A 13,306-nucleotide genomic window follows, 5' to 3' on the forward strand; every position below is an offset into this window, starting at 1 on the left:
TTTGTTAAAAAAGGGAAGACCCAGCCATCCTTAGATGCGCCGGTCCACATAATCCAGAGCTTGGATCCAGACGCCCTTGTTCTGCTGCCAGACCACAGGATATTCTGAGAATGGCACAGGGCATGGGGTTTTACCCACTTCCAGGGTTACCCCGGGAACGGCCCCGCTTCTGGACTGCATCCAGTCTTTAAAGCCGCCTTTTCCATCGCTGGAATCCATGGAATAACCGGTCATGACCGAGATGGCTTCCGCCAGGGTATTGGATGCCATCTCAGCGCCGTTGCTGCTTGTGGTCCAGTAGATGACCTCACCCTGGGAGTGGTAGCTGATGGTAATGGCCCACGGGTACTGTTCCGCCAGTGAAAAAAGGGCTCTGCTCTCCGGTTCCGAAAAAGGGGCGGTGCCTTTGTAGGCAGCGTAGGAAGGAGCCGCCAGTGTGGTGGACAGATCTTCCCAGCCATATGGGAAATTATAATTCAGATCCACACCGGCTGCATTTGCCTTCCATTTTGTCAGATATACTTCAAAGGAATCGGATGTACGGCCAAGGCTCACATCCCGGGCATAGCAGTCCATGATGCCCTGTTTCAGTCCCTGGTCGCGTATGGCATCAATGCCGAACTGGCTTAAGGTTACGCCGTCCGGATTTGTCATGGGAACAAAATGAATGGCCATCTTCTGAAGCATATCAGATATAGATTTGTAATTGTAGTGCCCTGTTTCATAAAATGCCAGGGCATATTCCAGCTGACCCATCATTACCAGCGGGGTCATATACTCTCTTGCATGGATAGCCCCCTGGATGAGGATCTGTGCCTTGGCATCTGGGTTTCCCAGAATGATATCATAGATATTTCTTCCGTCCAGGGAGGTTCCGATGACCTGAACGGAGATTTTATCTCCATATGTATTCTGAAGGGACTGGATATCGGCCTCCATCTGTTCATAGGAGTACCGGTCCACTGGTTTGACAATGGGATCCGCCACCTCCTGATCCAAAAAATCACTGATCCCAACCGCTGCCCGGATTCCAGGTCCCACAGCATTGGCCTCCGCATAGGAGGGCTCTGCCCCGTAACTGACAAAGCTGCCCAGCCCCACGGCCCTCTGTCCCGCGTCCCACGGTCCCGTGCTGCCCAGCCCCATATTGCCAACAACCAGGATACCGCTCAATAAAGCGCAAATCACACGTTTTGTCATTGCTTTCCCTTGCCCTTCTTTTTTATTTGCTATGTTGTACAGTTTCGATTCCATATGTTCTCAATCTAATATAAATGAGCATTTCAGTCAAATAAAGTTTTCTTACATTTTTATTCCGTTTTTATGAGTGTTAGAAATGTTTCTAATTTGAAATGATTTAAAGACAGGGATGATATGTCCGGTTGAAACATAAATCATACCGGCCTGTGAGGAAGAACGTTTCCATATGGGTTTGACAAAAGGCCGGGAAGGAGGCGCTCATCCCACAGGGGAATAAAATAGGATTGAAAGATCAGCGGTCAATCAGGTATAATGTTGTCAGACGGAGGTGTTGAGATGAGTCAGTCAGACAAGGTACCCAAAGCCATCATTTTTATGGGAATACAGGCAAGCGGCAAATCTACATTTTTTCAGCAGAATTTTGCCCGGGATTTTGTACATATCAATTTGGATTCCCTGCATACCAGAACTAAGGAGGCAAAACTGCTGGAGGAATGTCTGAAGCAAAGGGCCAGTTTTGTGGTGGACAACACAAACCCCACGGCCGGGGACAGGAAGCGGTACATACAGGCGGCCAGGGAAAATGGCTATGAGATAGAAGGATATTTCTTCCAATCCCTGGTAAAGGACTGCATCCAGCGGAATTCCCGGCGTTTGGGAAAAGCCTGCGTCCCCGACAGGGCGATCGCATATACCTCCAACCGGCTGGAGATGCCGGCTCATGATGAGGGATTTGACCGGTTGTATTTTGTATGCATCCGGAACGGGGAATTTAAGGTGGACGAGTGGAAAAATCAGTGTTTTAATGGGAGGGAAAGATGAATTTTGAAACATTAGATATTAATATGCGCAGATTTGAGACCTCACTGGATCAGGTGATCCTGCCTGACCTTTATTTGGTGGTACGCATTGACGGCAGGAATTTTACAAGGCTGACCAAGGAGATCTGTGAGTTTGAGGCGCCCTTTGATACACGGTTCAGGGATGCCATGACAGATACGGTAAAGCATTTGATGGAATGCGGGTTCAGGATCGTATACGGGTATACACAGAGCGATGAGATCTCCCTTCTGTTCCATCCGGACGACAGGACATTTGGCAGGAAGACAAGGAAGATAAATTCGGTTCTGGCAGGGGAGGCCAGCGCCTTTTTCTCCTTAAAGCTGGGAGTGCTGGCTTGTTTTGACTGCCGTGTGGTCCCCCTTCCTAACCTGGAATGTGTGAAGGACTATTTTGCATGGAGGCAGGAGGATGCACACAGGAATTCACTGAATGCCCACTGTTATTGGCTGCTGCGGCAGGAAGGGAAGTCCGCCCAGGAGGCAACCAAAGAGATTGAGGGAAAATCGGTTTCCTTTAAAAACGAACTCCTCTTTTCCAGGAATATCAATTACAATGACCTTCCGGGCTGGCAGAAGCGGGGGATAGGGCTGTACTATTCCTCCTATGAAAAGACAGGGTATGATCCGATCAAACAGCAGAAAGCAGTCAGTATCCGGAACCGGATAGAGACAAACATGGATCTGGATACGGGGGATGGATATACGGACTGGGTGGTTTCACTGATGCAGGGCAGAGGATAGATCAGGGTGGGATCCCATGGAAGCGAAATATGCTTTGGTGGGATCTTTTTATATTGGCAAGCAGGACATTGCGGTGCGTTTGATTGGGGGACAGAGCAGGAGCCGCCAAGCTGATGATGCAATTATGATGCAAAAATGATGGAAATCGGATGCAAGGGTGCCTTACAATAACAGTCATAAACAAATAAACAGAATGGGCTGAAGGAGGAGATCAGAGTGAGGCGTTCGTTGTTTTTAATGGTTTTTCTGTTGGCCGCGGCAGCGGCCGGATGCGGTGTAAGGTCTGATGATACCGCCTGGGTTAACTGTTTTAACGCTGTCCGCCCGGATGCCAAGTCTCCTCGGACAGGGCAGAAAGGGGAGGAGAACTCCGGGTATCCGTACCAGGCCGTGCCTGAATCAACGGGCCGCATCGATCTTGCAGTGGAATCAGAGGGAATCTATTGGGTCCACAGCGGTGAGGCATATGGATTTATGGACGTGGAGGGGGAGGAGATAACCCCTTTTGTCTATGATGAGGCATATCCCTTCAGCCAGGGGCTGGCCTGTGTGTCCTATGAGGGGAAATACGGGTTTATCAATAAGAAGGGAGAGACGGCCCTGCCTTTTATTTATGACAGTGCCGCCCCCTTTGCGGAGGGGCTTGGGTATTTTGCCATAGGTGACAAATATGGTTTTATGGACAGGGAAGGAAATCCTGTGTTTTACCTGGATTGCGACAGTGTCAGTTCCTTTCAGGAGGGGATGGCTTATTTCAGTATGGGCGGAACATACGGGTATATTGATTTGGAAGGAAAAACCGTGATTGAACCAATTTATGATGATGCGGATTATTTCCAGGATGGCCTGGCGGAGATCGTAAAAAACGGCGCACATGGTATGATTGACCAAAAGGGAAATGAGATCATTTCCCCGGAATATGATCGTATTGAGAGAAATGACGGGTTTGTGGTGGTTCAGTCAGACGGTCTGTACGGGTGTTTTGACAGAAAGGGTTCCATGCTGCTTCCGGCTGCCTATGACCTGATCTTCATTGAGAATGACCTGATCTGTTTTCGTACAAATGGCAGGGCCGGGTTTGCGGACAGAGAGGGCCGGGTGATCATGGAGGGCTCCTATCATCATGTTCTTCCAATTTCTGGAAGGAATCTGGCTATTGTGGAAAGCAACGGACAGTGGGGCGTGGTGGATTGTGAGGGCACGGTCAAGGTGCCTTTGATCTATCAGTGGATCGGAAGCGGCGGGCAGGACAATGAGGTGCTGATCCTTTCACTTAATGGAAAAACGGGATGCCTGAGCGCGGAGGACTGTTCAGAGCTGATACCGGTCAAGTATGACCAGATTTATGGATTTATTAATGACCAGGCAGTTGTGCGGATGGGCGGAAAGTACGGTGTGGCGGATAAGAAGGGGAATCTTAAGATACCTGTCCTGTATGATGAGATACGTCTGTTTGACAATGGCAGTATGGCTCTGACAGGCAGGGGAATCACCCGCCTGGTTGACGGCAGTGGGAAGCTGATTCATGTGGGGATCTATGATTATGTGTCTTGGCGGGGAACGTGCTATAAGGTGGAGAAGGGGCGCAAGACCGGATTCCTGGATGAGACAGGCAGGATGGTGATCGCCCCGGTATATGATTATGTGTCCTATGACAACCGGCTGTCCCCTGGCGTGTGCGTGGCATCCCTGTATCAGTCCGATATCCGCAGCCATGTGATCAAGACGGGGGAGAACGTGGATGGGGATTTGTCACAGATACTTCTCAAGAATATGATCACGCCCAAAATGGCGCTGTTTTATGCATTTGTGCAGCATAGGACCATGGGCGCAGAGGATGGATTTTTGGGCTATGGCAGGACATACAGGCTGTGTGGCATAGACGGATCAGGAGAGCCTGCTTTATATGCCTGTGCGGAGCCCTATGACCAGCCTGCATTTCCCTGGTCCTGCAGCGGCTTTTATGCCATGGGGGATAATGAAGTAAAGGAGCTGGTGACCGGGTCTGAGTGCGGCGGATCACTGCGGGGGGACCGAGCGCGCCTGTGGTATGACAAAGAGACAAAAAAGACCATGGTCGGAACCCAGGGAAGCTGGGGCGGATTTGGCGGGCGGGCTTATGGCGGTGCGGTTTATGAATACAGCGGCAAAGCGGTGCGTCAGGTATGCTCGTTTTACTGCGTAAGCCGGACATCAGGGGGGACGGAGTACTCGGTCAATGGGATCCGCGCCACGGCGGAGGAATTTGAAGCTGTTTACAGGCGATTTAAGTAGAGGATGGATCAAACATGGCTCTGTACAAAATGTAAGGTTTTTTATCAGGGTATCTGTGATATAATGAAAAAGCCGGATCTTTTTTGCCAGAACAATCTAAGGACTCGCTCTGGGAACGGCCGGTTACCATATCAGGGTCAGGAGGGTCGCTCTCTATGAGGAAATATATTATGGCTGCATAGCATAGGCTGATGCAGTGAATGAAAGTAATTGTATAGCCTTTGCTATTCCGGACAGAAGAATATGTTTGGGAGGCGGCGATGCGCTATCAGAAGGCGAATGAAATTCTTCCGGAGAATCTGGTTGAATTAATTCAAAAGTATATTGACGGGGGATATGTATATATTCCCAGGAAGCAGGAAAACAGAAAAAATTGGGGAGAGTCTTCCAGGGCAAAGGAAGAACTCCGGAGACGGAATAAAGAGATATTTACAAAATACAGACAGGGGATGGGGGTAAAGTCCTTGGCTGAGCAGTATTTCCTGTCTGAAAAAAGCATACAGAGGATTGTGCTTCAGGAAAAGAAAACATTTCAGGAAAAAAAGATACTTCAGGAAACAGAGGACCAGGGCAGTGTACCGGATTGACGGGATACACTGCCTTTTTCTTGTTTCTGGGCAGTGTTTAAGGTTTATGGCAGGCAGGCTCCATGATAGAGTAGCTGATGGAGGAACTTAAAAATGAAACAGGAATATAGAAAGAAATGGATCGTCCTGCCCCAGACGCTGCCCGGGGTTTTAAGAAGGTGTCCGAAATGCGGACGGAAAGCAGAGTTTGAAAACAGCGGAACATTCAGGGTCAATGCAAATGGACGGCTGCTGGACGTGTGGCTGGTTTACCGCTGCACGGTGTGTGAGACAAGCCTTAACATGACCGTATATGAACGCGTGGAAGCGGATACGCTGGAGCAGGGGGAATATAAGGGCTTTTTAAACAATGACAGGACCCTGGCCGCTGCCTATGGAAGCAGCCGAAGCCTGTTTGCAAAAAACAGGGCTCAGATGGTGGAGCACTGGGATAAGTACACGGTGCGGGAGACAGATACCACGGTCCCCTGCAGACAGGAGCAGTGGAGCGAGGTGGAGGTATGGCTTGGGGGATACCTGAAGCCGAGGATGGACGCCCTGTTTGCAAGGCAGCTGGGAGTTTCCAGAAGCCAGATCAAAGGCCTGTGCGGATCAGGCCTGGTTTGTGTGATGGAAGGGAAGGCGGATGCCGGGGCAAGGGTGAAGAACGGACAGGTCTTTTATATCAGCAGGGAATGCCGGGCCGGGAGGAAATTGCTGGCAGTTGGGGATGCAGGTTGTTTTTATGACGGACATGCTATATACTGAAGGAATCACAGGACAGAAAGATAAGGTTGATATAGTATGACACCATCATTTCACACACATTACCATCCCTTAACATCCCGCCCCTATCTGCAAAACAGCACTTATACGGAACATACGCCCTGTCGGGCGCTAAAACCGTATGTTGCCTGTTTTTGGACATCCATGGGGGAAATGGAAGACGGGGAAGAGAAAGCTGCTGTTTCCGTTGCCGGGGAGCGGGAACCCTTATCCGGGGTTCTGGTTATCCCGGATACCTGTGTGGATGTCATTATAGAATTGAACCATGGACCGCAGACCGTCAAAAGCCGCCTTTGCGGGATCCAAGATTATTCCGTCACCGTGGGACCGGGAACAGGAAAGAGGAAGATGACTACCTTTGCGGTCAGGTTTTATTTTTGGGCCGTTCGCTTGTTCCTGGATCTGGATATGAGGGATATTTATAATGGGGTGCTGGACTTTGAACTGCTGGTGCCCGGAAGCAGGGATGCATTTCAGGAACTGTTTTATCAGCAGTCCCTGAGGGATAAAATAGAATGGATGGAAGAATATCTTCTTAAAAAACTGGATACCGGCAGATTAAATGCCAATTTTTTTAATTCCGTTGACCATATGCTAAGATCCAGGGGATGTGCCGCGGTCAAGGACATCTGCGGCTGCGCCAGTGTAAGCCAGCGGCAGATGGAACGCCTGTTCAGGCAGGAAATCGGTATTTCCATCAAGCGCACCGCCAGTCTGGTGCGGTATCAGAATGTGTGGAGGGAGATCGTATGCCGGGAGCGGTTTGAGATCCAGGAAGCAGTCGGTCAATTCGGCTATGCGGATCAGGCACATCTGCTCAACGATTTTAAACGGTTTCACAGCGTATGGCCGGTCCAGGCAAAGCAGATCGCAATGGCCAGCCGATAGGGGAAAGCCGGGGGCCGGGATCCGGACATGTCGCTTTTTTTCAATACAGTTTCCTCCGGTTGTGGTATATTTTTTCTACTATGACACAACCTGGAGGTACGAAGATGAAACAGTTAGGCGCAGCCGCATATGATGAGATACGGAAATGGATCTACCGCAATGCCAGACCACTGGACCTGGCGTTATGGCAGTTTGAATTTGAGGGCGGAAACCGGGAAACGGTGATGGAGATTCTTGGCTTATACCAGAATGAGGACGGAGGCTTTGCAAACACGCTGGATCCTGATAACTGGAGCAGGGAATCCTCACCCTATACAACTATGATTGCGGTCAGCATCCTCCGCACCTGCGGCCTTACAGATAAGGAGCATCCCATTGTACAGGGGATCATAAGGTTTTTGGACAGCGGAGCACACTGCTCCGAGGATGGATGGCATTTCACCGTCCCCTCCGGAGATGACCCGGCACAGGCGCCATGGGCCGTGTACAGTGAGGAAACCAACAGGGAACAGGACATGGGATTGACCGCAGGGCTTTGTGCATTTGTCCTGCGCTACGGGGGCAGCCGGTCCGGGTTATATGCCAGGGCGGCGGGATATGTGGATAAAATATTAAAAAAGGTAAAGACAGCGGAGGATTTGGGGGAAATGGGAGCCGGCGGCCTGGGAATCCTGTTATGGGATATCGCAGAGTCAGGCTTATCCGCCCGCTTTGACTGCTCAGCTATCGCCGGTGTGATGCCGGATCTGATCAACAGCCGGATGGAGCGCAACCCGGAAAAGTGGGCTTTCTATACGCCGCGGCCTTCTGAGTTTATCTGGTCGCCTGAAAGCGTTTTTTATAAAGGAAATGAGGAAATAGTGGATACTGAGCTGGATTACCTGATTGATACCAGAAACCCGGGCGGTGTGTGGAATATTACATGGACATGGTTCCGGCAGGGGGAGAAGTATCCAAAGGAGTTTGCTGTCAGCGAGAACTGGTGGATGGCCAACAAGGCCATTGAAAAACTGCGTTTCCTGAAAGCGTTTGGAAGGATGTAAACGAAAGAAACCCTGGTTCACCGAGGGTAAAATAAGGAAAGGGTAAGAATGGGCATGGGAATTTACAGGATCGGAGTGATCTCAGACACACATGGACTGATCAGGGATGAGGTAAAGGAGATACTTACAACCTGCCAGGTGATCCTGCATGGTGGCGATATCAACCGCCAGGCGGTATTGGATGAACTGGCTCAGATCGCTCCGGTCCATGCGGTGAGGGGCAATAATGACAAAGAGTGGGCAGAGCATATTCCGGAGACATTATGCCTTGAGATTATGGGACTTTCAATCCTTATGATCCATAATAAGCAGCACCTGCCGAAGGACCTGGGCGACAGGAACCTGATCATCTATGGGCATTCCCACCGGTATGAGGAAAAACAGGAGGGCGGCAGGACCTGGCTGAATCCGGGCAGCTGCGGCCCGAGAAGGTTTAGCCAGCCCATCACCATGGCCGTGGTGGAGGTAGAGGAGGGGAGGGAGGGGTACCGGGTACAAAAACTGGAGATCCCCCACAACTAGGGCCTGAAATCAGGTTATGAGCCGGCGCCCCGGATCCAATCCACCCATATGGAATAGTATTTACCTAATACATGGGAACCGTCTGAGGTGTATGCGGCCTTCAGGTTCCCATTTTCATCATCAAACAGTTCGTTTACGTTTATATAATAGCAGCGTTCAGCGTCTGCTATTTTTTTGATTTCCCCATTCAGTGCATTGATGTTTTCATTGTTGTAGATGGGGCTTTTAGATGATTTCTTCTGGGTTACGTGCAGGTTGGCTTCCAGGATCAGCTGGGCTTCTGGCTGCATTTCCTGTATCCTGTTTACAATGGATCGGTATTGAGCCACGGTGCGCTGGCGGTCATAGCCCAGTTCATTGATTCCCAGCATTACATAAATGGTGAGATAACGGTCCTGGGAAAGTACCTGCTCCAATGTCTTTTTGCTCCCGTCCCTGAGCGTTACCTTGGCATCAAACAGGTTGTAGACACTCATGCCTGAATTGGCAAACACCTGGGCATTGCCCAGATTTCCATATTCCCACAGCCCCACGGTTCTGGAATCTCCAATAAACAGAACACCGGAGAAATTTTCGTCCGGTATGGGCGCTGCCTGGGAGTTTGCAGAAGCATCCGCATCGGATGGCGCCTGGCCTTTTGCGGAAGCATCCGCATCGGATGGCGCCTCTGCTTCTGAAGAAAGTTTTGCAGGCATTTTCCGGGAGATCTTCTCCGGATCCGAAGCCTTATCTGTTTTCTGTGCTTTTTGCCGCGTCCATCTTCCATGGACCGGCACGGAGGCCTTTGCGTATGCAATACTTTTTCCCTGCAGATAAGACCCTGACCTGAGTACGGCGTGGTCCATCCAGCCGGGAAAGACATGAGTCACGGCAGCTCCTGCCAGACTGATGGTGAGAATAAAGGTATACCAGCATTTTCTCATAATGACATCCCCCTTAAAATCTGAAATATAGAAATGGGTCGTCAGCTCCCATTTTCATACAGTAAATACACAGCCAGAATATGGCTAACAGTGCCGCTGCCGAGATCAATCGGTATTTAACCCTGTGATAGATCCTTGCGGGCAGATCTGTCATGAAGAGAAATCCGGCGGCAATGGAGATAAAATAGAGTTTCCCGTATTTAAACACATCACCGGAGTAGTAGGTGAAATGCCTGTCCGGCGCCAAGATAGGAAACAGGCGCTGGAAGTAGACTGCCGTCTGTGACAGGTCCGTAACAGCAAATACCAGCCAGGTGAGCGCAATGGCAAGCATCATATAGGCGTGGCCCAACGGGGGGATCCGTGACAGGATGCGGCTCATTCCCAGCTTTTCCACTGTTATGAGAACAAACAGGACAGCGCCCCATAATATAAAGTTTCAGCTGGCGCCGTGCCAGAAACCGGTGAGAAGCCATACTGCGGACAGGTTGAGGATGGAGCGCAGGCTGCCCTTGCGGTTTCCACCAAGGGGAATGTAGACATATTCCCGGAACCAGCTTCCCAGGGTCATGTGCCACCTTCTCCAGAATTCGGTCATGGAAACTGCTGTATAGGGATGGGAAAAGTTGTCCGGCAGCGAAAACCCCATGAGTCTGCCCAGCCCCTTTGCCATCAGGGAGTAACCATAGAAATCAAAATAGATCTGAAGGCTGAAGGCAGTCAGCCCCAGCCAGGCCAGGGGGGTGGAAATGCTGTCATAGCCAATGGCGCCCACCTGGCTCCACAGGCCGCCGATCTGATTGGCCAGCAGAACCTTTAGACCCAGGCCGATGGTAAATTCCCGCAGCCCGTCTTCAATATTGATTACGGTGTGCCTTCGCCTGCTGATCTGCCTGCGGATGGAGGAGTATGTGACGATCGGGCCAGCGATCAGCTGGGGAAACATACAGATATACATTCCAAAGTTGATAAACGAGGTTTCGTATGGCGCATCCTTCCGGTAAACGTCCACCAGATAGGATATGGCCTGAAAGGTATAAAAGCTGATGCCCACAGGAAGGATCATGTTAAAAACAGGAACAGACAGGCTGATCCCGGCCCATGAAAAGAGCTGATTTATGTTCCCGGCAAAAAAGCCGGAGTATTTGAACAGAAAAAGCCAGGAGAGGTTATAGATGATCCCCGCAGCCAGCCACCTGCCTTTGTTGATCTTCTGCCTTTTCTGGCCCAGTTTGATCCCCAGCCTGTAATTGACCAGTATGGACAAAACCAGCAGGGCCAGATAAAAGGGGTGTTCCCTGATCCCATAAAAGTAAAAAGCCAGGCTGCCGGTAAACAGGCAGAGGTTTTTCCATCTGCCCGGGCATACGGTATACAGGGTAAAAAATATTGGAAGAAATATAAATATAAAGTTTAGACTGCTAAAAACCATGTTTCGATCATCCCATCTTTTAGTATTCCATAGATTAGATGGATGGGAGGGTCGAAAAGTTGCAGCATTTGACAAAAATGAAATAAAAGATCATCGGATAGGAATATACAGGTCGATCTGGCTCTCAGGATGGTCAGATCCAAGAAAACGCTCATCATACAGTTCAAAGTCTTCCCGGTTGTCAAGTTCCTGCTCCGCCTTCAGAAACCAGGTGCCCCAGATATATTGGAAGGACAGGTTCAGGTTCCGTAAGCCGCCGGTATGGGTAAAAACCGCATACCGGCCGCCTTGAAGGATTTTTGGCACAAAGGGCCGGGGAAGGCCCTCAAATGAGGAAACCTCCAGGGCAGCTACTTCTGAAAACAGGACATCATCGTTCATGGTATACAGGTTGTTGCCGTCCCGGCAGGCTTCACAGATGCCAAAGCCGCGGCCGTCCGGAACCGCATGGGGGATCATGGGGATCATGCCCGTGAACTGTTTCCAAAGGTCGGGCAGCACATTGTTGCTGAGGCTGGTCTGTCCCCTCAGTCCGGCGGCCTTAATATCAGGAAGCTGGACGATCCGGGGATGTACCGTAAGGTTTTTAGTCAGATGGGTCATCAGCTGCTGATCCACCTTCGGCTTGGCGCTGATGAAAAGGTCCAGGCGGTTTTTCCGGTACTGGACAGGGCTTGCCTGATAAACAGACTTAAAGGCCCGGCTGAATGCTTCGCTGGACTCAAATCCATTGTCCAGCGCAATGTCAATGATCCGTTTGTCTGTGTAGAGAAGCTGGCCGGCAGCATTGGAAAGGCGGCGCTTTTTGATATATCCGCCCACATTTTCACCCAGCAGGGCGTAAAACAGCCTTGTCAGATGATAATAGGAGTAGCCTGTATGGCAGGCTACCTCCTCCACTGTCAACGGGTCACCCAGATGGTTCTCTATATACAGGATGGCCTGTTCCAGCGCTTTTTCGTAATTCATATACTGCTCCTGTTCTGAAAGATGGATGGAGGGGCAGGCTTGTTGCAGATGGTGATGCTCCTGCTTTCCTCACAAAACGGTTCATGGATGGAGAAATGCCGCCATCCGTTTTCTTCCCGTCCGCCCCAGCACAGATCCATGGTAAGTTCTTCCGGGTCTATGACCATGCTTTTGGTGGTTCCAAAAAAGTCTTTGTAAAAGGGGCAGGAAAGTCCGCAGGGATAGGGGGTGAGAAGAAACTGCTTCAGTTCTTCCTGCCCGTACCCGCCCTTTTTCTTGGTTAAAAAATGTTCCATGGTTTGGCAGCGCACCAGGGAGTGCTCCATGGCCTGGGATTCCCGAAGGATCATTTCATTGAGAAGGGGATGGTTGGCAGCAAACAGGTATTGATCCCGGGATGAGGGGTCAATGGACTTATACGCCTTGTGTCCGTCAAGGGTTTCATAAAGGGCCGCATTTTTGCCCCTGTCCACCAGGATCAGATTCATGTTATAGGCAATGGGCATATCCTCCAGGCGCTCCAGGGATTCTTTTACATCCCGGCAGGTGTCAAGAAGGGTGCGGATCACGGCCCAGAACTGAAGCCCGGTAACGGCAGGGCGGCGCATGCCTGGATTGGCTCCCACAGGAAAACCGCAGGAACTCATGGTTACGGATAGTCCGTGTTCATTGAGTCCGTCATCCCGTCCGATCCCCAGCACACTGGTGCCAATGTGGGTATAGGTGTCCTTGATGCAGGTCCTGATCAGAGTAAAGTCTTCCATCTCATCATTGAATTCGTAATTGCGGGCCACCAGGGGATGGCTGTTTGACGTCATGGACGGAAGGAGGGCCATGTGGCTGCAACCGGGATGAAGCCAGGTCATGGCGTAATAAACCAGGTTTTCCGGCCGAGTCTTAAGTCCATCGGCGAATCCGGCCAGCTCCTCATTGAGGCCGGGGCAGCAGCTGGAGAACAGGTCGGCTGCCATTGCCGTCTCCTTTGCCCCCAGTCCCGGGAATCCGGCCGTACAGATATGTTTGTGTGGTGAATGAACTGACATCCAGGTTCCCAGGTGATAACCTGCCTCATAGTGGGTGCCTGTAAGTTCAATGGTGTGTGTGGTTATGGTTTTCATAT

At 50.6% G+C, this 13,306-nt stretch carries 13 protein-coding genes and 1 pseudogene; 9 read left to right on the top strand and 5 right to left on the bottom strand.

Annotation, left to right across the window (positions count from 1 at the left end):
* Positions 1-30: 30 nt before the first annotated feature.
* Positions 31-1,200, bottom strand: a complete 1,170-nt coding sequence (locus ABID13_RS03290) for a M14 family zinc carboxypeptidase (protein ID WP_048929809.1) — start codon at positions 1,198-1,200, stop codon at positions 31-33.
* Between the two features lie 336 nt (positions 1,201-1,536).
* On the opposite strand from ABID13_RS03290, the gene ABID13_RS03295 reads away from it, so the two are divergent.
* The 9 genes from ABID13_RS03295 (at position 1,537) to ABID13_RS03335 (ending at position 8,862) form a co-directional block, all read left to right on the top strand.
* Complete coding sequence (locus tag ABID13_RS03295; RefSeq protein ID WP_007860519.1) at positions 1,537-2,022, top strand: AAA family ATPase; 486 nt, start codon at positions 1,537-1,539, stop codon at positions 2,020-2,022.
* Positions 2,019-2,783, top strand: coding sequence for a tRNA(His) guanylyltransferase Thg1 family protein (locus tag ABID13_RS03300; RefSeq protein WP_007860518.1), 765 nt, complete (start codon positions 2,019-2,021; stop codon positions 2,781-2,783). The genes ABID13_RS03295 and ABID13_RS03300 overlap by 4 nt, the downstream gene beginning before the upstream one ends.
* 16 nt (positions 2,784-2,799) lie before the next feature.
* The gene (locus ABID13_RS03305) at positions 2,800-2,922 is read left to right on the top strand and encodes a hypothetical protein (protein WP_007860517.1); all 123 of its coding nucleotides are present in this window, start codon (positions 2,800-2,802) and stop codon (positions 2,920-2,922) included.
* 77 nt (positions 2,923-2,999) lie between these two features.
* Positions 3,000-5,057, top strand: coding sequence for a WG repeat-containing protein (locus ABID13_RS03310; RefSeq protein WP_156200072.1), 2,058 nt, complete (start codon positions 3,000-3,002; stop codon positions 5,055-5,057).
* Positions 5,058-5,317: 260 nt separating this feature from the next.
* A complete protein-coding gene (locus ABID13_RS03315) occupies positions 5,318-5,644 on the top strand; it encodes a CD3324 family protein (RefSeq protein ID WP_007860515.1) in 327 nt (108 codons plus the stop codon).
* Positions 5,645-5,737: 93 nt separating this feature from the next.
* Positions 5,738-6,391, top strand: coding sequence for a DUF1062 domain-containing protein (locus ABID13_RS03320; RefSeq protein ID WP_045094205.1), 654 nt, complete (start codon positions 5,738-5,740; stop codon positions 6,389-6,391).
* A 36-nt stretch (positions 6,392-6,427) separates the two neighbouring features.
* Complete coding sequence (locus ABID13_RS03325; RefSeq protein ID WP_045094204.1) at positions 6,428-7,297, top strand: helix-turn-helix domain-containing protein; 870 nt, start codon at positions 6,428-6,430, stop codon at positions 7,295-7,297.
* Between the two features lie 104 nt (positions 7,298-7,401).
* A complete protein-coding gene (locus ABID13_RS03330) occupies positions 7,402-8,340 on the top strand; it encodes a hypothetical protein (RefSeq protein WP_048929807.1) in 939 nt (312 codons plus the stop codon).
* A 48-nt stretch (positions 8,341-8,388) separates the two neighbouring features.
* Positions 8,389-8,862: a metallophosphoesterase family protein gene (locus ABID13_RS03335; RefSeq protein ID WP_007860511.1), complete on the top strand. Its 474-nt coding sequence runs from the start codon at positions 8,389-8,391 to the stop codon at positions 8,860-8,862.
* A gap of 14 nt (positions 8,863-8,876) precedes the next feature.
* Here ABID13_RS03335 and ABID13_RS03340 read toward each other — a convergent pair whose 3' ends face one another.
* The 4 genes and pseudogenes from ABID13_RS03340 to ABID13_RS03355 form a co-directional block, all read right to left on the bottom strand.
* Positions 8,877-9,785: a GDSL-type esterase/lipase family protein gene (locus tag ABID13_RS03340; RefSeq protein ID WP_045094202.1), complete on the bottom strand. Its 909-nt coding sequence runs from the start codon at positions 9,783-9,785 to the stop codon at positions 8,877-8,879.
* Between the two features lie 13 nt (positions 9,786-9,798).
* Positions 9,799-11,217, bottom strand: a pseudogene (locus ABID13_RS03345) (MBOAT family O-acyltransferase).
* Between the two features lie 90 nt (positions 11,218-11,307).
* Positions 11,308-12,186, bottom strand: a complete 879-nt coding sequence (locus tag ABID13_RS03350; protein WP_048929806.1) for an AraC family transcriptional regulator — start codon at positions 12,184-12,186, stop codon at positions 11,308-11,310.
* Complete coding sequence (locus ABID13_RS03355) at positions 12,183-13,304, bottom strand: C45 family autoproteolytic acyltransferase/hydrolase (protein WP_048929805.1); 1,122 nt, start codon at positions 13,302-13,304, stop codon at positions 12,183-12,185. The genes ABID13_RS03350 and ABID13_RS03355 overlap by 4 nt, the downstream gene beginning before the upstream one ends.
* Between the last annotated feature and the right edge of the window lie 2 nt (positions 13,305-13,306).

It is taken from the genome of Enterocloster citroniae, from assembly GCF_040545455.1.
GTDB lineage: Bacteria > Bacillota > Clostridia > Lachnospirales > Lachnospiraceae > Enterocloster > Enterocloster citroniae.

Coding starts and splice junctions, on each gene's coding strand:
- ABID13_RS03290 (WP_048929809.1), bottom strand. CDS start 1,200: ATGACAAAACGTGTGATTTGCGCTTTATTGAGCGGTATCCTGGTTGTT.
- ABID13_RS03295 (WP_007860519.1), top strand. CDS start 1,537: ATGAGTCAGTCAGACAAGGTACCCAAAGCCATCATTTTTATGGGAATA.
- ABID13_RS03300 (WP_007860518.1), top strand. CDS start 2,019: ATGAATTTTGAAACATTAGATATTAATATGCGCAGATTTGAGACCTCA.
- ABID13_RS03305 (WP_007860517.1), top strand. CDS start 2,800: ATGGAAGCGAAATATGCTTTGGTGGGATCTTTTTATATTGGCAAGCAG.
- ABID13_RS03315 (WP_007860515.1), top strand. CDS start 5,318: ATGCGCTATCAGAAGGCGAATGAAATTCTTCCGGAGAATCTGGTTGAA.
- ABID13_RS03320 (WP_045094205.1), top strand. CDS start 5,738: ATGAAACAGGAATATAGAAAGAAATGGATCGTCCTGCCCCAGACGCTG.
- ABID13_RS03325 (WP_045094204.1), top strand. CDS start 6,428: ATGACACCATCATTTCACACACATTACCATCCCTTAACATCCCGCCCC.
- ABID13_RS03330 (WP_048929807.1), top strand. CDS start 7,402: ATGAAACAGTTAGGCGCAGCCGCATATGATGAGATACGGAAATGGATC.
- ABID13_RS03335 (WP_007860511.1), top strand. CDS start 8,389: ATGGGCATGGGAATTTACAGGATCGGAGTGATCTCAGACACACATGGA.
- ABID13_RS03340 (WP_045094202.1), bottom strand. CDS start 9,785: ATGAGAAAATGCTGGTATACCTTTATTCTCACCATCAGTCTGGCAGGA.
- ABID13_RS03350 (WP_048929806.1), bottom strand. CDS start 12,186: ATGAATTACGAAAAAGCGCTGGAACAGGCCATCCTGTATATAGAGAAC.
- ABID13_RS03355 (WP_048929805.1), bottom strand. CDS start 13,304: ATGAAAACCATAACCACACACACCATTGAACTTACAGGCACCCACTAT.